Origin of the sequence: Microcoleus sp. AT3-A2, from assembly GCF_036705685.1 — a bacterium.
Classification (GTDB): domain Bacteria; phylum Cyanobacteriota; class Cyanobacteriia; order Cyanobacteriales; family Microcoleaceae; genus Microcoleus.
In genome coordinates this window covers 15867-37162 of sequence record NZ_JAUBVF010000023.1, presented here as the reverse complement: position 1 = coordinate 37162, position 21296 = coordinate 15867, and the positions used below count along the sequence as shown (strand labels likewise).

The following is a 21296-nucleotide window of genomic DNA, read 5'->3' as shown; positions in this document are numbered from 1 at the left end:
AAGTTGTTATCAATTAAGTCTCTCTCAAGATTTTCAATGGTTTGTTCTCTGGCGATCGCCCTTGTCCTCAGCAGCCCCAATCTAGCCAAAGCCGAATCGCGAGAACAAGCCGTCGATCAATTGACCGATTTCTTATTCTACAGGGTTAATCCTCAGTTAAACAATCGCAAACTCCAAGCGGGCGATCGCGAATATAGCAATCAATGGCGGAGATTGCGCGAAGCGATCGATCCGCGAGTCAAGTCGGTACAAGAAGTCTGCTTTAGGCCCGCCCCAGGAAATACAGGATGGGAATTCACGACAATTAACGGCGAAACCTACGAAGAAACCTACGATTTACTTGCAGATACAATTTTTTACAGTCGCCATCCTCAACGAACCGGACAGCCCATTCCCAAAAGCGATCGGATCGGCATTAGTGAATGGTCAGCAATTAGACGCGAAATGTTTATTTCTAATTGTGGACTGTGAGATTCGATCGCCTTACAGCGCAGCATTGATCGAAGATAACTCCTAGAGTAGAGGTCATCTCTACACAACTCTGTAAAAAGAAAGGTTTTTAACCGATGAGTATGAAAAGTTGGATAGGCGATCGCACTCTTATTACAACCAGAATTATTGCACCATTGATGGGACTAATCGCCATTGGATATACAAGTTTTGCAGGTGCTGCCCCACAGCAACAAATTCCCCGCATAAATAGTGCGAAAGTCGATACAGGAAGTCAAAAAAATTACATCAATAATTCCGACAAAAATTCAACAATTGTTGCTTTAAGTGAAAAGGTTCAAGTCAGCCTTGAAAATTCTGTAAATTCCACTCAAAAAATACCTCTTCAACAAGGTATGCCATACAAAGAGGCGCGCCAAATCCTGATCCAACAAGGGTGGCAGCCCAGCTTACAAGGTCAACCTAACCTCAGAGATCGTTCTGTTAAAGAGCTATTTGATTTAGGATATAAAGAGATTAAGGATTGTTCTGGTACGGGAGAAGGGCCTTGTCGTTTTGAGTTTATCAATCAACAAGGAGAACTGCTAGTTATAGTCGCTACGACAAGAGGTTATGAAAACACAAAACGTTTTGTGAGGAATTGGTGGATTGAGAAAAAGACAGATAGTAATCAACAAAAATCTTCATCAAACATAATTCAAGAAGGTCGTTATTGGTTGGGAGGTACGGATCAGGGTTTAGAGGTAAAGGGAAAACTATATCGATATTATGACGAGTCTAATATTGATCGACCGTGGCAACCTATCTCTGAGTTACAATATATCAAAAAAGGCGTTGTCTTTGATGGTAAAAATTATTGGTGTTTATCTACTCTCGTACCTCAAACAGGAGGAGGTTCTTGTTCTAGAGATGGATGGCAACGAAATATTTATCACCAGCTATATCGGGGAAATTCATAATTTTAATTGGGTTGAATCATGCTAATTAAATCACTTTCAATTAAGTCAATCTCGAAGTTTTTAGGGGTGTGTGCATTAGCTATCTCCCTTGTAATCGGTGGTTCCAATCTAGATAGTGCTACAGCGCGCGATTATGAATCTCGAACTCAAGCTGTGGATAGGTTTACGGATTGGTTTTTTTATAGAGTGAATCCTCAATTGGGAGACCGTAAATTGCGATCGGATGATTCTGCTATCTACATCCGCGAATGGAATGCTATTCGTAGTACAGTTGATCGAGAAATGATTACTACACAAGGAGATTGCGTCGGTGATGCTTTCTGGGACTTCGATTATCGTTCTCATGGGCGATCAATTGATCGGATTGCAGATACAATTTGGGATATCCGCGATCCATCGGGTGACAAAACTCGTGCTGATGTTTCTAAACAAGAATGGCAGAAGCTTCGGAATTCAATAATTAGAGAGCATTTTTGCTATTAATTTGCAACATTTGTCCAGCCAGATTAAACACTAAATAACAACAGTGATCTCAGTTATAACTTTTGTTAAAACATAGAAGATGTATCCTGAAGTGTATTATTGATTAGTTACGTTTAACCCTAGTTTGTGAAATTCAAGAAAATACAGCAATAGGAACTAGAAAACTTCGTCTATTCAAAAATGTTGTTTTTGCGGTAGCTGGACTAGAAGGCAGGTATGATGGTGTAGAGCTTTCTGCAGGATAAGAAACTTGATTCGGCTTAATTATCCAGGAAAATTTGGGTTGAGAAGTGGACTTGAAAAATCAGGGGTTGATTGTTTGGTATGGTGAGGAAATGCAAAGTTATATTCGCGTATAAAATTTATATATTTTTCTGATCTTACTCTTAGTCCCCCTGTCGTAAAACGAAAGTTTAATTTTTAAGCGATTTTAATAGCCGAATGATAAATAATATAAGCTGCGATCGCCCGCATTTGATATCATAAGTAATAGCAGGAGATGATATTATATTTTTGTTTTGCACTAAAATGTCAGTCACTACTCATCAATTAATTCAGTGGAAACAACAAGGGCGGTCAATTGTTGTCCTGACAGCTTATGATTATGCGATCGCCCAACTCATCGATCAAGCAGGCGTAGATATCATCCTAGTCGGCGATTCCCTCGCCATGACAGTCTTAGGCTACGACACAACACTGCCGCTAACCCTCGATGAAATGCTGCACCACGCTAAAGCAGTGCGCCGTGGAGTTAAACAAGGATTAATTGTGGTGGATTTGCCGTTTTTGACTTACCAAGAAAGTCCCCAGCAAGCCATGCACTCGGCGGGGAGAGTTTTGAAAGAAACCGGCGCTCAAGCTGTAAAATTAGAAGGTGGATATCCAGCAATGGCCGCCACAGTTTCGCAGCTAACATCCGCCGGAATTCCGGTGATGGGACACGTCGGTTTAACTCCGCAGTCGGTACACCAACTCGGCTACAAAAAACAAGGAAAAACTGCCGAAGCAGCCGATCGCATCCTAGCAGAGTCGATCGCGCTTCAAGAAGCCGGTGCCTTTGCGATCGTGCTAGAACACATTCCCGCAGACTTAGCCGCTCAAATTACCCAAAAATTAACTATTCCCACCATTGGTATCGGCGCCGGGCCGCACTGCGACGGTCAAGTTTTAGTTACTTCCGATTTGTTGGGACTTTCCGAAAAACAGCCGCCTTTTGCGAAAGCTTACGCCAATTTGCGAGAAACAATTACCCAAGCTGTAAAAGATTATTCCCTAGAAGTTAGAGAAGGCAAATTTCCCGAATAGGTTCGTAGTGAGGGCTTGAACCCTTAAAAATCAGGACTAAAATCCTCACTACAAAGCTAATTTACACTTTCGGCTGGCCCTCTTCCTCTTTATCCTTCTCAACAGCTTCATCATCAGATTGACCAACCCCTTCCTTAAAACTCCGCAGCGTTTTGCCCAAAGCATTTCCTAACTCAGGAATCTTCTTGGGGCCGAAAATTAGTATGGCAACCACCGCAATAATGCCCATTTCGGGCAATCCCAGACCAAACATACAAAATCTCCTGTAAAACTTGCTCGATCGTAAGTCAATCTACTGATATTGTTAAAGTATCTACCTTTTTTCCTGCATCCTGCAACAGTAGAATCAAGTTTTATTAAGCTATCCCCCGATAAATTAGGAATGTTAGAAATATCCCAGCCTTCCCTCCGCGAACAACAGCACTACCTCATCCGCAATTTAGCAGACCGGATGGAAGCAGTATGGCACCGCTATCTAGACCTGGAACCCTACCACCTGCCCGCTGAGTTGGGATACGTAGAAGGGCGCTTGGAAGAAGAAAAATTGATCATTGAAAACCGCTGCTATCAAACGCCCCAGTTCCGCAAAATACACCTCGAACTCGCTAAAGTTGGGCCGGTACTTGACATACTGCACTGCGTGATGTTTCCCAGACCGAATTATGCTTTGCCGATGTTCGGTACGGATATAGTAGCAGGCAAAGGTCAAGTTAGCGCCGCGATCGCAGACCTTTCTCCCCTCAATCCCGATCGAACTTTGTCGGAAAACTACCGAACTCAACTGGAAATTTTGCCGCTCAAGCAATTTTCTTGTCCCCGCCAAATTCCAGAATGGGGCGATATTTTCTCAGAATTTTGTCTGTTTGTGCGGCCAGAGTCGATGGAAGAAGAAAACAGATTTCTCGACATAGTTGAATCCTACGTGGAAATTCACTGCCAACAGGCAGTCGCCTCCGAACCTGTCTCTTCCGCCGAAGAATCGAAAATTCTCGACGCTCATATTTACTACTGTAGCCAGCAGCAGCAAAACGACAAAACCCGCCGCGTACTCGAAAAAGCTTTCGGTCAAGATTGGGCAGAACATTACATGACCGAGGTGCTTTTTGATTTCCCTAAATAGCTGAAATTGGTTTACAATACTTAATAGTAGGTGGACAAAACTTAATTAGGAAATCACCTACTTTATAAGTAATGGTAAAGGAATCGCGGGTCAAGGATAAATCATTTTTAAAACCCCCAGGGCGAGGAGTCATCGGTTTAGCGATCGCGGCCACTCTCATTACCACAGGAGTCGGTTTTTGGCAAGTATCTCAAATTAGAAAAGCCGAAGAGTTAAAGGCGGCTGCTGCAACGGCTGCTGCAACTCCCGCCTCCACCCGCACCAGCGTCACAGCTTTGGGTAGGTTGACTCCGCAGGGGGAAGTTATCAAATTGTCGGCCCCTTCGGCGTCGGAGGGAGCAAGAATTGAACTGTTGCAGGTGGAAGAGGGCGATCGAGTCAGTCAAGGACAAATCATAGCAGTTCTCGATACGCGCGATCGGCTCCAAGCAATCCTCCAACAAGCCGACAAAGAAGTCAAAGTCAAACAAGCAGAATTAGCGAAAATTCAAGCAGGCGCAAAAACAGGCGTTGTCGGCGCCGGGAAAGCAGAAGTTGCCAAGTTTGAAGCACAAGTGCAAAGGGAAACCGAAGGCGAAGCAGCGAATGTCGCCCGCTTAGAAGCTCAACTGCGAAGAGAAACCGAAGCCGAACAAGCTAACGTTGCCAAATTCGAGGCCGCGCTGCAAAGAGAAACCGAAGCCGAACAAGCTAATCTTGCCAAATTGGAGGCACAACTCAAAAGAGAAACAGAGGTGCAGCAATCCAAATTGGCTAGGCTAAAAGCTCAATTGCGCGGCGAAATTGCCTCTCAAAACGCTACAGTCGATCGGCTAAAAGCCGAATTAACCAACGCCGAAGCCGAGGAACAACGCAATAAAGAGCTCTCAGAAACAGGCGCAATTTCTGCTTCCGCCTACGACACCAAACGCTTAGCAGTAGAGACGGCTCGCCAGAGAGTCAGAGAAGCTCAAGCTATATTAGAAAAAACTGTGCAAACACTGCAAGAGCAAATAGTCGAAACGAAAGCCACCGTCAAACAAACAGTAGAAACTGGCAAGCAGGAAATCAATCAATCGCGAGCCAATCTCAAACGCAAATTAGAAACAGGCAGGCAGGAAATTAACCAAGCTAGAGCTACCTTAAATCAAAAGATAGAAACCGGTAGAGAACAAATCAATCAAGCCGAAGCAATACTCAAACAAAAAGCAGAAACCGGCCAAGAACAAATCAATCAAGCCAAAGCAAATCTCGACCAAATTGCTGAAGTACGCCCCGAAGACGTACAAGCAGCCCAAGCCGCAGTCGAAAGTGCGATCGCCACCAAACAAAAAGCTCAAGTAGACTTAAACTTAAGCTACGTCAAAGCACCCGTATCCGGCGACATCCTCAAAGTTCACAGCCGACAAGGAGAACGTGTCAACACCCAAGACGGCATCGTAGAACTAGGCGGAACCGACCAAATGTACGCCGTAGCAGAAGTTTACGAAACCGACATCGCCAAAGTGCGAAACGGTCAGCGCGCTACCGTCAGCAGCCCCGTATTTGCAGGCACTTTGGAAGGAACAGTCGATCGCATCGGCAAACAAATCGGCAAAAAAGATGTCCTCAATACGGACCCCGCCGCCGACACCGACGCGAGAGTTATCGAAGTAAGAATTCGCCTCGATCCGGAATCGAGCAAAAAAGTTGCAGCCCTCACAAACTTGCAGGTTGAAGTAAAAATAGACATCTAAATTTTACCTTGACAGAACTTACGCATGGGGACTCAAGCAACCGGGTTTTTAACCGAGATTAAGGGTTTGAATCAAATATAAGGGTAAAAAAACCGCTTCCTCAACACCCGTAGTTAAATCCTAAAATTATTCAATCCAAAACCCAAAATCTCAAATCTAAAATCGGAGGATTATGGCCAAAATACCACTAGCTTGGGCACAGTTAACCCGCGAAAAAATGCGCTTAGCCGTCGCACTAGCCGGCATTGGATTTGCCGACTTGCTAATGTTTATGCAGTTCGGATTTAGAGACGCGCTCTTTGAAAGCTCCATCACCTTTCACTCTAAGTTAAAAGGGGATATTTTTATCACCAGCACCCAGTCTACGGCTTTAATAGCCATGAAAAGTTTTCCCCAGCGTCGCTTGTATCAAGCCTTGAGCTTTAACGGCGTTAAATCAATTAGTCCCGTATATTTAGGCTTTGGATTGTGGAAAAACCCCGACCCCAACCAGCGTAATACCCGCCAATTGATGGTAATCGGTTTTGACCCCGCTCATCCCATCTTTGATATGCCTGAAATCCAAAATAATTTGGACAAAATCAAAATTTCGGATGTGGTTTTATTTGACCAAGCTTCCCGCCCGGAGTTTGGACCGGTAGCAGAATATTTCAAACAGGGAAAAGTTGTTGAAACTGAAGTTGACAATCGCCGCGTTAGGGTAGATGGTTTATTTACTATAGGGGCCTCTTTCGGTGCCGACGGAAATCTTGTCACCAGCGATTTGAACTTTATGCGGATTTTTTCGACGCGGAGAACAAGAGGTTTAATCGATATAGGTATTGTTCACTTGCAGCCGGGAACAGATGTTAAGGCTGTTGTTGATAAAATGAGGGCAACTTTGCCGAATGATGTGAGAATTTCTTCTAAAGAAGAGTTTGTAGATATTGAAAAAAAATATTGGCAGGAAAGTACCTCAATCGGATTTGTTTTCACTCTCGGCGCGGCAATGGGATTTATCGTTGGGATAGTGATTGTTTATCAAATTCTTTATACTGATGTTACCGATCATTTACCCGAATACGCTACGCTAAAGGCGATGGGATATAAGGATATTTACTTTTTGGGTGTGGTGTTTCAAGAGGCTTTGATTTTGGCAATTCTTGGTTATTTGCCGGGGTTTGGAGTTTCTTTGGTGCTGTACAATTTAGGGAGAAGTGCTACGAGTTTGCCGATGTATATGACTTTGGCGAAAGCTATGACTGTTTTTATTATGACAGTTGTCATGTGTTCTGTGTCGGGGGCGATCGCAGTTAGGAAGTTGCAGGCTGCTGACCCGGCGGATATTTTTTAGAAGGGGAATTGGTAATTGGTAATTGGTAATTGGTAATTGGTAATGGGGAATTGGGGATTGGTAATTGGTAATAGAGGGGTGTAGATATGAGTAGACCGGATTTTGAGGATTTGGATGTTTACAAGTTGGCAGAAAAGCTAGCAAATGAGGTTTGGTTTATCGTCAAAGAATGGGACTTTTTTACAAAAGATACTATGGGCAAGCAACTTGTACGCGCCGCCGATAGTGTTTGCGCTAATATTGCAGAAGGACGGGGCAGGTATAATTATCAAGATAATCGGCGTTTTGTTAAGATTGCCAGAGGTTCTTTGTATGAAACAATCACCTTTTTGAGACTGGCATATGCCAGACAGTTGCTGGTAGATGAACAGGTAAGAAGATTTCAACCAATAATTGATGAATTGTCGCCGAAGCTCAATACTTATCTACACTCAATAGGTGGTAAGAAAGAGAAAATGATTGATGAAATATCTGATATCGATCGCAAATAAAAAAATCTCCTCCTTACCAATGCCCAAAGCCTAATTCCCAATTCCCCATGCCCAATTCCCCATGCCCAATTGCCAACTACAAATTACCTATGAACACTTTACCCGTTGTCTCAATTAAAAATCTCAATCATTCCTTCGGCGAAGGACAACTTCGCAAACAGACATTATTTGATATCAACCTAGACATTTATCCGGGCGAAATCGTGCTGATGACTGGGCCTTCTGGGTCGGGGAAAACAACATTGTTAACCTTGATTGGAGCTTTGCGATCGATCCAAGAAGGTAGTCTTAAAATTCTCGACCAAGAATTGCGGGGAACGGGGAAAAATAAATTAGTTAAAGTCCGCCGCGACATCGGCTATATTTTCCAAGCTCACAATTTGCTCAAATGCTTGACAGCTAGGCAAAATGTGCAAATGTCTTTAGAACTGCACAGTCATCTTTCTCCCCAAGAAACTAATGATAAAATAGAGGAAATGCTGCAAGCTGTAGGCTTGGGAGAAAGAATAGATTATTACCCCGACAGTCTTTCTGGCGGCCAGAAACAAAGAGTTGCGATCGCCCGCGCATTAGTCAGCCAGCCGAAATTAGTATTAGCAGACGAACCCACAGCAGCCCTAGACAGTAAATCAGGTCGAGATGTGGTAGAAATTATGCGAGGTTTGGCCAAAGAACAGCACTGCACTATTTTGCTTGTCACCCACGACAACCGCATTTTAGATATAGCCGATCGCATTATTCACATGGAAGACGGCTACCTCGCACAAGATACATCAACAGCGGCTGCCACAGGCGTTCTTTCGGGAAAATAATATTAATCCACCTCAACTTATTTCCGAGAACCGGGACGCTTTCCTCCTACCTTGGCAGGACTTTTGGTTGCACCTTTGGCTGGCGTTTTAGAACTACTTTTGCCACTTTTTTGACCCTTAGCTCCTACTAATTGGCTATCATTGGCATTTGTAGGTCTGCCGGCAGGCGTTCTCGTAGTCCTAAAGGTAACATTCACCCCTTCATTCGACTGTTCTAGCACCAACATCGGCGTCGGCTTGGCTTTTTGATCCCACTCAATATGAACGATGCGACCTTGAATTGTCGGCTGCCAACTGTCGTGGTCGTCTGAAGGACTCAGATAAGTTTCCAAACAGTCAATAATTTGATTAATTGTCGCCGATGTTGCCTGAGTCGGCAGTTTCATCAGCTTAATTTGAATCCGAAACAGCACTCGTTTTTCTATTTTTACCGCCGGATCGCCAGTTTCGTATTCGATATCAAACATCGAATCTACTTGCCTACCGCTGCCGGCATTCCCGTTTTTATCTCCCACTGCACCCTGAGTCGGACGCAGGGCAATACTAATTTTCTCTTTGACTTTTACCTTAATCTGGTTCACAATGGCAAAGTGAAAGACTTCTTCCGCCATTCGCATTCTCAGGTAGTCTAAATTAAAGTCTCGCGAGTGGATAAGGTCGGGATTCTTTTCCATCTTTGACATGGTTTCCAGAGCCATTTTGTATTTTTTCTGGAGTTCTCGATTTCTAAACTCCTCAAATTTGAGCTTTTTGCTCAAATCGTCGAGTTTTAACTTGGTAAAGACCGCTAAACCGATAAGCAATAACAACAGTAATCCCGCCCCTCCTATTAAGAGTTGGTCTGAGGACGGATCTCCGGGTTTAGCCTTTTTAGGTTTGGGAGAGGCTACTGCCAACCTTGGTTCTACAAGGATTATTTGGGTTGACATGGGCTTTTAAAGGGTAAAATTTGACGCTATATTTATACAGGACTCCAGAGTAGAGCTGTTAGTGCAACTGGATCAACCAACATTGACATCATTCCACCATCATCTTGGTACAACTGGATTTCTGCAACTGGAGCACGCACCCTCTAATTAATACTTTATCTTTAACTGCAAGCAGGTTTCCGAAATATCGGAAAATCGCGCGCTGGTACTGGTCAATAGAAATGGTGAATTGTCTGTAATATATTATACCTATACAGCTAAAAAAAATGTTTGTTCGGGGGGCTCCTCTTCGAGAAAAATAAAAAGAAATACACATAAATTAATAGTAACTATGGAAGCGAGCTGCGGAAAACATCAAGCAGAACAGCCGATCGCCCGGACGATCGAGGGGCGGACGTTGGGAGAGTGATATATTCCTACTGTGCGCTCGCGGACGCCTTGCAAGCCCACCGGGCGGCTTGCTGTGAAAGTCGAGCTGTGGTGCGATCAAACAACGTCTCCTTAGCTAAGATTACAGCTAATACCACCAATATTCGATCGTGACCTACGAACCCCTGCACCACAAATATCGCCCTCAGACATTTGCCGAATTAGTCGGTCAAGAGGCGATCGCCCAAACCCTCACCAGCGCCATCCTACAAGAGCGCATAGCACCAGCATATCTATTCACCGGCCCCAGAGGCACCGGTAAAACCTCTAGTGCCAGAATTTTCGCCAAATCTCTCAACTGTATTTCTACGGCTGCCCCCACCCCGACCCCTTGTGGCAAATGCAACGTTTGCCAAGAAATTGCCCGAGGTTCGACACTAGATGTCATCGAAATTGACGCCGCCAGCAACACGGGAGTAGATAACATTCGGGATTTGATCGAACGAGCTCAATTTTCCCCCGTACAGTGCCGCTATAAAGTATATGTAATCGACGAAGTTCATATGCTCAGTACCCAGGCATTTAATGCCTTATTGAAAACATTAGAAGAACCACCCGATCGCGTTGTATTCGTCCTCGCCACAACCGACCCACAAAGAGTATTACCAACTATTATTTCTCGGTGCCAAAAGTTCGACTTTCGCCGCATCCCCCTCGACGCAATGATTGCTCACTTGCACAAAATTGCCCAATTAGAAAATATCAATATTGCCAGCGACGCAGTACAAATGGTTGCTCAAATTGCCCAAGGAGGTCTGCGAGATGCCGAAAGTTTGCTCGACCAACTGAGCTTATTTCCCGGTCAAGTAACAGTCGAAAAAGTTTGGGATTTAGTCGGCGCGGTTCCCGAAAATGATTTAATGGATTTGCTACAAGCTATTGATACAGATAACGCTACAGCACTAATAGACATGACTCGCCACCTCATGGATCGCGGTCGGGAACCGCTAATCGTGCTGCAAAGTCTCGCCAGCTTTTACCGAGATTTGCTAATAGCCAAAGCTGCACCAAAGCGGTCAGATTTAGTAGCGTTAACATCTGCAACTTGGGAAAAACTGGGGGATTTTGCCCGCCATTGGGATGCGGAGTTGATTTTGGCAGGTCAGAAACATTTGCAAACCCACGAAGTGCAAATTAAAAACACTACTCAGCCACGTTTGTGGCTGGAAGTAACGCTGTTGGGATTATTGCCCTCAGCGATTAGAACTCAGCCACAACCAACAGCAGAACCAGCTAAAAATGTTGCTCAACCACCACAAAATCACCCCCCCCAACCCAGGGCGGGCACGGAGGCACCGCCCCTACAATCGGGGGGCAGCCAGACATCTAATATTGAACAATCTTCAGTTCCCAATTCGCAAAATCCTCCACCTCAGTCGCAGCCGGTGGCTAATCGAACAGAAAGCACACCTCCTGCTGCGATTCCCGTACCTGTACCAACTGCTGAAACGAATCAAACAAATTATTCACCGACTAATTCAGCCGATGAAATCGATTTAAATCGAGTGTGGGAACAGGTACTTGACCGCGTGCGGCCGCATGGAACTCAATCGCTGCTTCGCCAACATGGACAGCTAGTAATTTTTAGCAATGATACTGCTTATGTTAAGATTAGTTCGCAGCCGTTGCTCAATATGGTTAAAGACAAAGTAGCTAATATTGCAGAAGCTTTTTTGCAAATTTTTAACCGTCGAGTAACAGTAAAAGTGGGATTGACAAATCCCGCTGAAACTAATAGTTCCCGCGCCCAGAATTTGCCCACTTCTAACGGACGTGTTGGCGAAAATCCCAGGAATTCTCATCCTGCGGATGATGTCGGCCAACAGGTGCAGAAGTCTGCGGATTCTGAGATTACAGATGATTTTTTGGGGAATAGGGGAGAAGAACAAAAACACCCGCCAGCGCCTGAAAATACCGCCGTTAATGTGCCCCTAATTTCCGAATCACGATCGCCCACAAACGGTTCTACAGACTCTCAAAATGACTTTAACGCTCAGGCTATAGCGGTGCGTGATGATGCGCGAGATGTCGCGAATACGGCTAGGCAATTGGCTGATATGTTTGACGGGCAAGTAGTCAATTTGTCGGATGACTTGGAGATTTGGGAGTCGGAAACTTTTAGATTGGAATCTGAACCGGATTTTTCCGAGTTATCTTCTGAGTTAGGTGAGGATGATTTTATAGATTGGTAAGTAGATCACTAAAAAAAACCGAGAAACCCGGTTTTTTTAGTAGGGGCGGTGCTAAGAGTGGCTGCCCTTCCAGGTTTCTTAATACCCTAAAAGTTTTAGGTTGAATTAGAGTCACCTAGTGATTGTGAATATCTACTTTTAAGCTGACTCTGGTTTTGGCAGCGAAGACGGAAGTACCAATAACTCGGCGGTCGATCGCTTCTCAACCATTTCCTTAGTAATCGTACACCGGGCAACATCCTTGCGCGACGGCAACTCGTACATCACATCCAACATCAATTCTTCCACAATTCCCCGCAGCGCCCGCGCTCCAGTTTTGCGGCGGTATGCCTCCTGGGCGATCGCCCGAATCGCATCCGGCTTAAAGTCCAACTGCACATTATCCATCTTCAGCAGCTTTTGATACTGCTTAACCAAAGCATTGCGCGGTTCCGTCAAAATCGCCATCAGTGTTTCCTCATCCAGCGGCTCTAACACCGCAGCCACCGGCACCCGCCCAATAAACTCAGGAATCATCCCAAACTTCACCAAATCATCCGGTTCAAGTTGCTTGAGTACATCAGCAGCCCGCTTTTCCTTCGGCTGAGCTTCTCCGGGCTGAATAAAACCCATTGACTTTTTACCCGTTCTCTGCTCTATCACTTTCTCAAGACCGACAAAAGCACCGCCGCAGATAAACATGATATTGCTGGTATCAATTTGGATGCAGTCTTGGTAGGGATGCTTGCGGCCGCCTTGGGGAGGTACATTGGCGATCGTCCCCTCCAGCATTTTCAGGAGCGCCTGCTGCACGCCTTCACCCGACACATCCCGCGTAATCGAAGGGTTTTCGCTCTTGCGGGCTATTTTGTCAATTTCATCAATATAAATAATTCCGCGCTGCGCCTCTTCCACGTCCATATCTGCCACTTGCAGCAGCCGCAGCAAAATATTTTCCACATCTTCCCCGACATAGCCCGCTTCCGTCAGCGTCGTCGCGTCAGCCACCGCAAAGGGTACGTCTAGCATATCCGCCAAAGTCTGAGCCAGCAGAGTTTTGCCGCAGCCCGTCGGCCCGATTAACAAAATATTCGATTTTTGCAGTTCTACTTCTTCCGGCGGGTGCTTGCCGCTATTTTTGGCATGGATAAAGCTCAGGCGCTTGTAGTGGTTGTAAACTGCCACCGAGAGCACCTTTTTCGCCTCATCTTGCCCGATCGCATTTTCGTCGAGATAATTTTTAATTTCCCTCGGCTTGGGAATTTGGCTCAGCGACATACTTTTGCCCGAAGTAGCGCGGCGCTTTTGCGTCGTTTCCTGCTTCGGTGCCACCGCCGCTGCGGGTACTGCACTCGAATCAAACAACTCCTCATCTAAAATTTCATTGCACAAGTCTACGCATTCGTCGCAGATATACACCCCGGGCCCTGCGATCAACTTGCGTACTTGCTCTTGAGACTTGCCACAAAACGAACATTTTAGATGGGAGTCGTACTTAGACATAACAGCCTCTTAATTCAGTGCAGTGACATTCTCTCCCGCCGCCGGAAGGTTTTCTTTAGCGATAACTCGATCGACCAAACCGTAATTTTTGGCTTCCTCGGCTGACATAAAAAAGTCGCGCTCTGTATCAGCCTCTAATTTGTCGATCGGTTGACCTGTGTGGTGCGCTAGCAGTTGATTCAGCTTACGCTTATGATAAAGGATTTCTTTGGCTTGAATCTCAATATCAACTGCTTGACCTTGAGCGCCTCCAAGCGGCTGGTGAATCATAATTCGGGAACTCGGAAGAGACATCCGCTTACCGTGAGCTCCTGCTGTCAGCAGAAATGCGCCCATACTCGCTGCCAAACCGTAACAAATCGTCACCACATCCGGGCGGATTTGCTGCATTGTGTCATAAATTGCCATGCCGGCCGTCACCGAGCCGCCGGGGGAATTAATGTACATTTGGACATCTTTTTCTGGGTCTTCGGCATCTAGATACAATAGCTGAGCCACTATTGAGTCAGCAACTTCGTCGGTTACGGGAGTTCCTAAAAACACAATTCGCTCCCGCAGCAAGCGCGAGTAAATGTCAAAGGCCCGCTCGCCCATCCCCGACTGTTCTAGTACCATCGGCACTACATTGCTGGGGCTGGAACTGACATCAAAATCGTTATAGCTTGTAATTAGGTAATTGGAAGATTGAGATACAACCATAAGACACCAGTCAAGGATTCTAGACAATTTGCTGCTGCTGATGAAAGCTTTGAATTAAGCCGCCAGCTTTTAACTATTATGCCTCTTCTGAACAGATATCGGGGGAATGGGGAATGGGGAATGGGGAATGGGGAATGGGGCATTGGGTATAGTCGAGCAAAAATCTTGTGACTATTTAACCCAAATTCAACAGTAGCTCGACATTAAACGTAAAATTCGATCGCACTTCAGATACCCCCGATCGATCCCCGCCGTAGGGACACTCCAAGACCCGATTAGTATCAACAACCAGGCTAAAACCCTTGATCAATCTCGGTTTTACGCTAAGTCTAGATCCCCCTAAATCCCCCTTAAGAAGGGGGACTTAAAGAGGCTTCTTGTCCCCCCTTCTTAAGGGGGAGTAGGGGGCAAGCTAAGGGGGGATCTGGCTTTAACAATCAAATAGCCGTCTCTGACTGGGTTTGACGTTAAGTTGACACGAAGAAGGGCTGGCGTGCGGTGTCCCTACTACTTTGATTCTGCGCCCTAATCTTCGCCTACGACTTCCACTTCAACGCTCGTGGCTGCTTCTGCTGAATCTTCAGCGTCCGATTCTTCTGATTCTGCTGCTGCCGGAGTCAGTGAGCCTTCAGGTAGGAGTTCGATTGTTCCTTTTTCTTCCAACCATTTCAGGGTTTTTTGTTTGAGCAAGTCTTCTGCTACAAATTCCTGCAACCTTTGGGGGTCAAAATCTCCTTTGGGAAACTGCTTTCTGATTTTTTCTACTTCTGCTGCTACTTCTGCTGGTTCAACAGATAAGGATTCCAGCTTGGCTACTTCTGCCAGAGCTAAATTCTGCTTGAGGCGATCAATTGCTTCCGGGCGCGAGCGTTCCCGCATCGGGCCCATATTTTCTTCGGTAAACAGTTGGTTGATATCTATGCCGTAATTTCTCAATTGGGCGGCTTGTTGATTCAACAAATAATCTATTTCGCGATCGACCATTGTTTCGGGAATTTCCACTTCTATTAGCTGCGTGAGTGCTGCTGATATAGCTTTTTCCTTATTAGCGGATGTCTGGTTTTCTTTGTCTGCTTTAAACCGAGTTTCGAGCGATTCGCGCAGTTCTGCTAAAGTTTCAAATTCGCTGACTTCTTGGGCGAAGTCGTCGTCCAGCTCCGGCAATTCTTTTTCCTTAAGTTCTTTGAGGGTAATCGTAAAGACTGCCGGTTTTCCCGCTAATTCTTCACTGCTATACTCATCTGGAAACTGCACAGAAACTTCTCTAGTTTCTCCTGGATTCATCCCGATCATGCCTTGGATAAAGCCCGGTACAAACTGATTTTCCGATAATTCTACTTGGAAGTCTTCTGCTTCGCCACCAGGAATTTCTGCGGGAGTTTCGCCTTCGGCTGCTTCTGCAAATCTACCGGAGAAATCAACCAAAGCCGTGTCTCCCAACTGAGCCGGCCGGCCTTCTACGGGGATTAAAGTAGCTTTGTCCGATCGATATTTTGCCAATACCTCATCTACCTGAGCCTCATCATACTTAGCTTCTTCTGCTTGAAGCTGCAAACCTGTGTACTGACCCATTTTCACTTCGGGTTGTACATCAACCTTCGCCGAAAAAATCAGAGGCTGTTCAGGATCGAACTTAGCTAGTAATTCTTCAAACTCGGTGCGAAGTTCAAAACTGCCAATTGCGGCAATTTTTTCTTGTTCGAGGGCTTTTTGCAGGGAATCATTAATCAAATTTTCCAAAGCCGTCGCCTTCAAACGACTCTGGCCTAGGCGCTGTAGCAAAACTTGACGGGGAACTTTGCCTTTGCGGAACCCAGGAATACTAACCTCGCGAGCAAATTGTTTAATTACTTGCTCGTAAGCTTGTTTTGACTTTTCTGACGGTACTTCGATTTCCAGACCAATTTGGCTAGCTGGAAGTTTTTCCTGGGTTACTTTCATCGGCTTTTGTGATATTTAACAATAGTGTCATAAAATACATACAAATCTGACTTTGCCTGCATTTTAATTTTGTACGCTTTGACTCGTAACGGCACAACTACAACACCTTTACCGGATGAGACTGTAAGTCATTGCCGGCTACTTTTTTGGCTCTTGCCAAATAGTTTTGGTTTGAGGATACTAGCTTTTGCTGCTAGGAATGTGGAGGTTAAGTCCACTAATTGCCGATGCACCATAGCACATATCGCCCTGTGATGTCAATCTTGCCGACCTCTGCGGTCAGTCAAAGTCAATGGATGCGCCTGCGAAAATGCAGATATATCGCAAAACTAAAGCGGATGCGGATTGGGCGTGGGCGAGCGGCAGAAAGATGCTAAACTGGCGTTGGGTACGATCGCCCGGATCAATCGGGAAGTTCGATCGCCCGTTTCGGTTAACTGCACTATTGCCATCCTCTCATGCTCCTGATGTCGCATAACATTAATTAAGTTTGATATTGAGAATTGCAGTTATTTAAATTTTTGATTTCGATCTTTTAGACTTTAATTTTTGGAGGAAACTAATTTGTCTCAATCCTATCGAGTTGCCATTTTAGGAGCCACCGGCGCAGTCGGGGCCGAGTTGCTAGAACTCTTGCATAGCAGGAGTTTTCCGATTTCTAACTTGAAGCTGCTGGCTTCGGAACGTTCAGCAGGCACAACTTTGCCTTTTGGCGGCGAGATGCTGCCTGTCGAAGCAGTGTCGGCGCGATCGTTTGATAATGTAGATCTGGTACTGGCTTCTGCCGGTGGCTCTACTTCTAAATTATGGGCTCCGCAAGCGGTGGCAGCCGGAGCAGTAGTAATTGACAATTCTAGCGCTTTCCGCATGGATGCGACCGTACCGCTAGTGGTTCCCGAAGTCAATCCCCAAGCAGCAGCAGCTCACCGAGGTATAATTGCTAATCCCAACTGCACGACTATTTTGATGGCAGTCGCCGTTTGGCCACTTCACAAAGTTAGGCCGATACAGCGCATAGTTGTAGCGACTTACCAGTCTGCCAGCGGCGCGGGGGCGAGGGCAATGGAGGAAATGAAAGCTCAAGCAAGAGCAATTTTGCAGGGGGAAACGCCCCAAACAGATATATTTCCCTACCCATTAGCATTTAATTTGTTTCCGCACAACACCCCGATTAATGATTTGGGGTATTGTGAAGAAGAGATGAAAATGGTAAACGAAACTCGGAAGATCTTTGGTACGGACGAGATTAAAATTACGGCAACTTGTGTGCGGGTTCCCGTACTCCGGGCTCATTCGGAAGCGATTAATCTAGAGTTTGCAGAGCCTTTTAGCGCGATTGAGGCCAGGGAAATCTTAAAGCAGGCAAGCGGGGTTAAGCTGGTAGAAGACTGGCAAGCTAATTATTTCCCGATGCCTGTCGAGGCCAGCGGTAAGGATGACGTGTTAGTCGGCAGGATTCGCCAAGATATTTCTCACCCCTGCGGGTTGGAAATGTGGCTGTCTGGCGATCAAATCCGCAAAGGGGCGGCTTTAAATGCGGTGCAGATAGCTGAGTTGCTGGTCCAAAAAAATTTGTTGCGAACCCAAGTGGCGGCGGCTTCTAATTAAGGGGAACCCTGGCAATTAGGAAATTGAAATTGGGGATTTTAGATAAACCTTTCATCTGAAATCAAAAATTTAAAATCAAAAATCAACAGTCTAAAATCGGAGAAAGTGTGGTAAAGTTTGGACGGGTTCTGACTGCAATGATTACGCCGTTTAAGGAAGACGGCAGCGTTAACTATGCGGTAGCAGAACAATTGGCAGTTCATTTAGCCGATCGCGGTACAGATAGCTTGGTAGTGTGCGGAACTACTGGCGAGTCTCCCACTATGACCTGGGATGAAGAGTACGAATTATTTCAGGTGGTACAAAAGGCGGTGGCCGGTAAGGCGTTGGTAATCGCAGGAGCCGGATCGAATTCTACTTCAGAAGCAGTCGCAGCTACGAAAAAAGCAGCTAAACTCGGGTTAGATGGTTGTTTGCAGGTGGTTCCTTATTACAACAAACCCCCGCAAGAAGGTTTATACAATCATTTTCGGGCGATCGCGCAATCTGCTCCAGAATTGCCTATAATGTTATATAACATCCCCGGTCGCACTGGTCAGAATATGTTGCCGGAGACGGTGGCTCGATTGGCCCAAATCCCCAACATTGTGGCCGTAAAAGAAGCAAGTGGCAACTTGGATCAAGCAAGTCAAATTCGGTGCTTGACATCCCCTGAATTTGCCATCTATTCTGGAGATGATTCCCTAACTTTGCCAATGTTGGCGGTAGGAGGATCTGGTGTAGTTAGCGTAGCCAGCCATCTGGTAGGAGAGCAACTGCAACAGATGATCAAAGCTTTCGAGGCCGGTCAAGTTCAAGTCGCTACCCAGATTCACTTGCAACTTTTTGACCTGTTTAAAGCTCTTTTTCTCACCACAAATCCCATTCCCGTCAAGACAGCTCTCAAACTTCAAGGCTGGGATGTAGGCTCCACCCGTCCGCCCCTGTGCGATCCGCCCGTTGAGGTAACTCAAAAGTTAAAGGACGTACTGAGTCAGCTAGCAGCAGTATCAGCTAGCAAGACGAGCGAGAACGAGTTTTCAGACAACTGAATATTGGTTGTTATCAGTCATTAGTTCTGAGTCATCAGTCATTAGTAATTAACTGTTAGTAATTAGCTAACAGTCAAAAAATAAAGACTGAGGATTAAAGACTGAAGGCAAAAGACAACTGACTGTAGGGGATAGTAAAACCCCGTAGGGGAGTTTTCCACAAATATCTTGGAAAAAATCGCCCCCATCAACGAACAACAGATAAAAACCTCCCAAAAAGCTTGTCTTGAACAGGCAGGATGCCTGTTCCACAGGGATTATTGGAGAGGTCTAGACAGTAGGCGACAGACGACAGACAACAGTCAACAGTCAACAGTCAACAGTCAACAGTTAACAGACCAATAACAAAAATAACTAACAAAGGATACGCATGATCAAAAATACAACTGCATCTGCTCTAAAAGTTATTCCCCTCGGCGGACTGCACGAAATCGGTAAAAACACTTGTGTGTTCGAGTACGGCGACGAAATCATTCTTTTAGATGCCGGTTTAGCGTTCCCGACAGATGGAATGCACGGGGTAAATATTGTCCTCCCAGACATGACTTACCTGCGGGAAAACAGCCACAAAATTAAAGGTATGATCGTGACACACGGTCACGAAGACCACATCGGGGGAATTCCTTACCACCTCAAACAATTTGAAATTCCGGTCATCTACGGCCCCCGTTTGGCGATGGCTTTGCTAGCCGGAAAACTCGAAGAAGCCGGAGTGTCTCACCGCACTGAATTGAGAACGGTTCGACCCAGGGATACTGTCAGAATTGGCAAGAATTTCTTAGTCGAATACATCCGCAACACTCACTCGATGGCCGACAGTTTTACGGTGGCAATTCACACTCCCGTGGGAATTGTGATCCACACCGGAGACTTTAAAATTGACCACACTCCTGTAGACGGCGAGCATTTTGATTTGCAAAAGCTAGCCGAGTACGGCGAGAAAGGTGTGCTGTGCTTGATCAGCGATTCTACTAACTCGGAAGTTCCCGGTTTTACCGCTTCGGAAAGTTCTGTGGCGCCGAATTTAGACAGAATAATCGCTCAAGCACCGGGACGGATAATGCTGACGACTTTTGCTTCGTCGGTACACCGATTGCAAATTGTTTTGGACTTAGCTAAGAAAAACAATCGGTATGTCGGAGTGGTTGGCCGGTCGATGCTTAACGTCATCGCTCACTGCCGCAATCTCGGCTACATCAAATGCGAAGATAGTATTTTCAAACCGCTGAAAGAAATCCGCAATTTGGCAGAAGACAAGGTACTGATTTTAACTACAGGTTCCCAAGGCGAACCGATGGCGGCGATGACTCGCATTGCTAACGGCGAACATCACGAACTGAAAATCAGAAAGGGCGATACAGTCATTTTCTCAGCTAATCCGATTCCGGGAAATACGATCGCAGTGGTAAACACGATCGATAAACTGATGATGCTGGGAGCACACGTGGTTTACGGCCGCGACAAAGGCATTCACGTTTCCGGTCACGGTTGTCAAGAAGACCAAAAGTTAATGATTAACATGACTCGTCCCAAGTTCTTCTTGCCGGTTCACGGAGAACACCGGATGCTGATCCAGCACTCCAAAACGGCTCAAAGCATGGGCATTCCCGCTAGCAATATGGTGGTTATTGATAACGGCGATGTCGTAGAATTAACTGAAAATTCGATGCGAGTTGCTGGCCAAGTGCCTTCAGGAATTGAATTGGTAGATGCTTCTCGATCGGGCGTGGTCAAAGCTAGCGTCCTCAAGGAACGTCAGCAGTTAGCCGGAGATGGGGTTGTAACTGTAGCGGCGGCTTTGAATTGGGAAGGCAAATTAGTTGCCAAACCAGAAGTTCACTTGAAAGGTGTAGTGACATCAGCCGAGCGCACGGAGGTGATAAAATTAATCACTCAAACTATTGAAACAGTTTTGAGCGATCGTTGGTCAGAATTTGTCAAACCCGCCACTGCTGACTCACAAGTTGATGTTGACTGGGTAGGAGTTCAAACGCAAATAGAAAAGGCAATTCAGCGAGTGATGCGCCGGGAACTTCAAAGCAATCCGCTGTTGGTATTCCTGATGCAAATTCCTGAAGAAGCAGTGCGATCGGAAAAAGCAGCAGTATCTCCAGGTTCCCTGGAAGCACCTAAGCTATTATCATCGCCATCATCGCCCTCGCCATCATCGCCCTCGCCATCGTTGCCATCTCCTGCCAATCAGGTGACGGGCCGGCGCCGTCCCCGGACTGCTGCAAGGGCAGCTTCTTAGGGCGATAATTTTCGGACGCACTGCGAACCAAGAAAGGAGTTTTAGGTTTTGTAGTTGCGCTTGGGC

19 protein-coding genes are annotated in these 21296 nt (G+C 45.9%); 13 read left to right on the top strand and 6 right to left on the bottom strand.

The window, feature by feature from the left end; genetic code table 11:
* Positions 1-36 precede the first annotated feature (36 nt).
* The 4 genes from QUB37_RS15020 (at position 37) to panB (ending at position 3197) form a co-directional block, all read left to right on the top strand.
* The gene (locus QUB37_RS15020; protein WP_333163243.1) at positions 37-471 is read left to right on the top strand and encodes a hypothetical protein; all 435 of its coding nucleotides are present in this window, start codon (positions 37-39) and stop codon (positions 469-471) included.
* Positions 472-572: 101 nt separating this feature from the next.
* On the top strand, positions 573-1409 hold the full coding sequence (locus QUB37_RS15015) for a hypothetical protein (protein WP_333163241.1): 837 nt from the start codon (positions 573-575) through the stop codon (positions 1407-1409).
* Positions 1410-1427: 18 nt separating this feature from the next.
* Positions 1428-1892 carry a hypothetical protein gene (locus tag QUB37_RS15010; RefSeq protein ID WP_333163239.1) on the top strand — a complete coding sequence of 155 codons (465 nt, stop codon included), beginning with the start codon at positions 1428-1430 and terminating at the stop codon, positions 1890-1892.
* Between the two features lie 528 nt (positions 1893-2420).
* Positions 2421-3197 carry a 3-methyl-2-oxobutanoate hydroxymethyltransferase gene (gene panB / locus QUB37_RS15005; protein WP_333163237.1) on the top strand — a complete coding sequence of 259 codons (777 nt, stop codon included), beginning with the start codon at positions 2421-2423 and terminating at the stop codon, positions 3195-3197.
* Between the two features lie 61 nt (positions 3198-3258).
* Here the strand turns inward: panB and tatA are convergent, their stop codons facing one another.
* A complete protein-coding gene (gene tatA / locus QUB37_RS15000; RefSeq protein WP_333163235.1) occupies positions 3259-3450 on the bottom strand; it encodes a twin-arginine translocase TatA/TatE family subunit in 192 nt (63 codons plus the stop codon).
* 129 nt (positions 3451-3579) lie between these two features.
* Here tatA and QUB37_RS14995 point away from each other — a divergent pair, with 129 nt between their 5' ends.
* The 5 genes from QUB37_RS14995 to QUB37_RS14975 all read left to right on the top strand — a co-directional run bounded on the left by QUB37_RS14995 (position 3580) and on the right by QUB37_RS14975 (position 8668).
* Positions 3580-4317: a phycocyanobilin:ferredoxin oxidoreductase gene (locus QUB37_RS14995; RefSeq protein ID WP_333163233.1), complete on the top strand. Its 738-nt coding sequence runs from the start codon at positions 3580-3582 to the stop codon at positions 4315-4317.
* Positions 4318-4388: 71 nt separating this feature from the next.
* Positions 4389-6032, top strand: a complete 1644-nt coding sequence (locus QUB37_RS14990) for an HlyD family efflux transporter periplasmic adaptor subunit (RefSeq protein ID WP_333163231.1) — start codon at positions 4389-4391, stop codon at positions 6030-6032.
* 172 nt (positions 6033-6204) lie between these two features.
* On the top strand, positions 6205-7365 hold the full coding sequence (gene devC / locus QUB37_RS14985) for an ABC transporter permease DevC (protein WP_333163229.1): 1161 nt from the start codon (positions 6205-6207) through the stop codon (positions 7363-7365).
* Positions 7366-7451: 86 nt separating this feature from the next.
* The gene (locus QUB37_RS14980; protein WP_333163227.1) at positions 7452-7856 is read left to right on the top strand and encodes a four helix bundle protein; all 405 of its coding nucleotides are present in this window, start codon (positions 7452-7454) and stop codon (positions 7854-7856) included.
* Positions 7857-7945: 89 nt separating this feature from the next.
* Entirely contained in the window at positions 7946-8668 is a 723-nt protein-coding gene (locus QUB37_RS14975; protein ID WP_333163225.1) for a DevA family ABC transporter ATP-binding protein, read from the top strand.
* Between the two features lie 17 nt (positions 8669-8685).
* Here QUB37_RS14975 and QUB37_RS14970 read toward each other — a convergent pair whose 3' ends face one another.
* Positions 8686-9597: a hypothetical protein gene (locus tag QUB37_RS14970; RefSeq protein WP_333163223.1), complete on the bottom strand. Its 912-nt coding sequence runs from the start codon at positions 9595-9597 to the stop codon at positions 8686-8688.
* Positions 9598-10136: 539 nt separating this feature from the next.
* On the opposite strand from QUB37_RS14970, the gene QUB37_RS14965 reads away from it, so the two are divergent.
* The gene (locus QUB37_RS14965) at positions 10137-12218 is read left to right on the top strand and encodes a DNA polymerase III subunit gamma/tau (RefSeq protein WP_333163221.1); all 2082 of its coding nucleotides are present in this window, start codon (positions 10137-10139) and stop codon (positions 12216-12218) included.
* Positions 12219-12356: 138 nt separating this feature from the next.
* Here the strand turns inward: QUB37_RS14965 and clpX are convergent, their stop codons facing one another.
* The 4 genes from clpX to QUB37_RS14945 all read right to left on the bottom strand — a co-directional run bounded on the left by clpX (position 12357) and on the right by QUB37_RS14945 (position 16792).
* On the bottom strand, positions 12357-13700 hold the full coding sequence (clpX, locus tag QUB37_RS14960; RefSeq protein WP_172188019.1) for an ATP-dependent protease ATP-binding subunit ClpX: 1344 nt from the start codon (positions 13698-13700) through the stop codon (positions 12357-12359).
* A gap of 9 nt (positions 13701-13709) precedes the next feature.
* Positions 13710-14399, bottom strand: a complete 690-nt coding sequence (clpP, locus tag QUB37_RS14955) for an ATP-dependent Clp endopeptidase proteolytic subunit ClpP (protein ID WP_333075055.1) — start codon at positions 14397-14399, stop codon at positions 13710-13712.
* Between the two features lie 525 nt (positions 14400-14924).
* Positions 14925-16340 (bottom strand): trigger factor, encoded by a 1416-nt coding sequence (gene tig, locus QUB37_RS14950; RefSeq protein WP_333163218.1) that lies wholly within the window; start codon positions 16338-16340, stop codon positions 14925-14927.
* Positions 16341-16669: 329 nt separating this feature from the next.
* The gene (locus QUB37_RS14945) at positions 16670-16792 is read right to left on the bottom strand and encodes a hypothetical protein (RefSeq protein ID WP_333163216.1); all 123 of its coding nucleotides are present in this window, start codon (positions 16790-16792) and stop codon (positions 16670-16672) included.
* Positions 16793-16904: 112 nt separating this feature from the next.
* Here QUB37_RS14945 and QUB37_RS14940 point away from each other — a divergent pair, with 112 nt between their 5' ends.
* The 3 genes from QUB37_RS14940 (at position 16905) to QUB37_RS14930 (ending at position 21230) form a co-directional block, all read left to right on the top strand.
* Positions 16905-17948 carry an aspartate-semialdehyde dehydrogenase gene (locus QUB37_RS14940; protein ID WP_333163214.1) on the top strand — a complete coding sequence of 348 codons (1044 nt, stop codon included), beginning with the start codon at positions 16905-16907 and terminating at the stop codon, positions 17946-17948.
* Positions 17949-18055: 107 nt separating this feature from the next.
* Entirely contained in the window at positions 18056-18979 is a 924-nt protein-coding gene (dapA, locus tag QUB37_RS14935; protein ID WP_333163212.1) for a 4-hydroxy-tetrahydrodipicolinate synthase, read from the top strand.
* Between the two features lie 370 nt (positions 18980-19349).
* Positions 19350-21230, top strand: coding sequence for a ribonuclease J (locus QUB37_RS14930; protein ID WP_333163210.1), 1881 nt, complete (start codon positions 19350-19352; stop codon positions 21228-21230).
* Positions 21231-21296 lie beyond the last annotated feature (66 nt).

What these genes read in the sequence shown, in the direction of transcription:
- clpP (WP_333075055.1), bottom strand. Translation starts at nt 14,399, where the DNA reads ATGGTTGTATCTCAATCTTCCAATTACCTAATTACAAGCTATAACGAT.
- QUB37_RS14980 (WP_333163227.1), top strand. Translation starts at nt 7,452, where the DNA reads ATGAGTAGACCGGATTTTGAGGATTTGGATGTTTACAAGTTGGCAGAA.
- tig (WP_333163218.1), bottom strand. Translation starts at nt 16,340, where the DNA reads ATGAAAGTAACCCAGGAAAAACTTCCAGCTAGCCAAATTGGTCTGGAA.
- clpX (WP_172188019.1), bottom strand. Translation starts at nt 13,700, where the DNA reads ATGTCTAAGTACGACTCCCATCTAAAATGTTCGTTTTGTGGCAAGTCT.
- QUB37_RS14990 (WP_333163231.1), top strand. Translation starts at nt 4,389, where the DNA reads ATGGTAAAGGAATCGCGGGTCAAGGATAAATCATTTTTAAAACCCCCA.
- panB (WP_333163237.1), top strand. Translation starts at nt 2,421, where the DNA reads ATGTCAGTCACTACTCATCAATTAATTCAGTGGAAACAACAAGGGCGG.
- QUB37_RS15020 (WP_333163243.1), top strand. Translation starts at nt 37, where the DNA reads ATGGTTTGTTCTCTGGCGATCGCCCTTGTCCTCAGCAGCCCCAATCTA.
- tatA (WP_333163235.1), bottom strand. Translation starts at nt 3,450, where the DNA reads ATGTTTGGTCTGGGATTGCCCGAAATGGGCATTATTGCGGTGGTTGCC.
- QUB37_RS14970 (WP_333163223.1), bottom strand. Translation starts at nt 9,597, where the DNA reads ATGTCAACCCAAATAATCCTTGTAGAACCAAGGTTGGCAGTAGCCTCT.
- QUB37_RS14930 (WP_333163210.1), top strand. Translation starts at nt 19,350, where the DNA reads ATGATCAAAAATACAACTGCATCTGCTCTAAAAGTTATTCCCCTCGGC.
- QUB37_RS14995 (WP_333163233.1), top strand. Translation starts at nt 3,580, where the DNA reads ATGTTAGAAATATCCCAGCCTTCCCTCCGCGAACAACAGCACTACCTC.
- QUB37_RS14945 (WP_333163216.1), bottom strand. Translation starts at nt 16,792, where the DNA reads ATGGCAATAGTGCAGTTAACCGAAACGGGCGATCGAACTTCCCGATTG.
- devC (WP_333163229.1), top strand. Translation starts at nt 6,205, where the DNA reads ATGGCCAAAATACCACTAGCTTGGGCACAGTTAACCCGCGAAAAAATG.
- QUB37_RS15015 (WP_333163241.1), top strand. Translation starts at nt 573, where the DNA reads ATGAAAAGTTGGATAGGCGATCGCACTCTTATTACAACCAGAATTATT.
- QUB37_RS15010 (WP_333163239.1), top strand. Translation starts at nt 1,428, where the DNA reads ATGCTAATTAAATCACTTTCAATTAAGTCAATCTCGAAGTTTTTAGGG.
- QUB37_RS14975 (WP_333163225.1), top strand. Translation starts at nt 7,946, where the DNA reads ATGAACACTTTACCCGTTGTCTCAATTAAAAATCTCAATCATTCCTTC.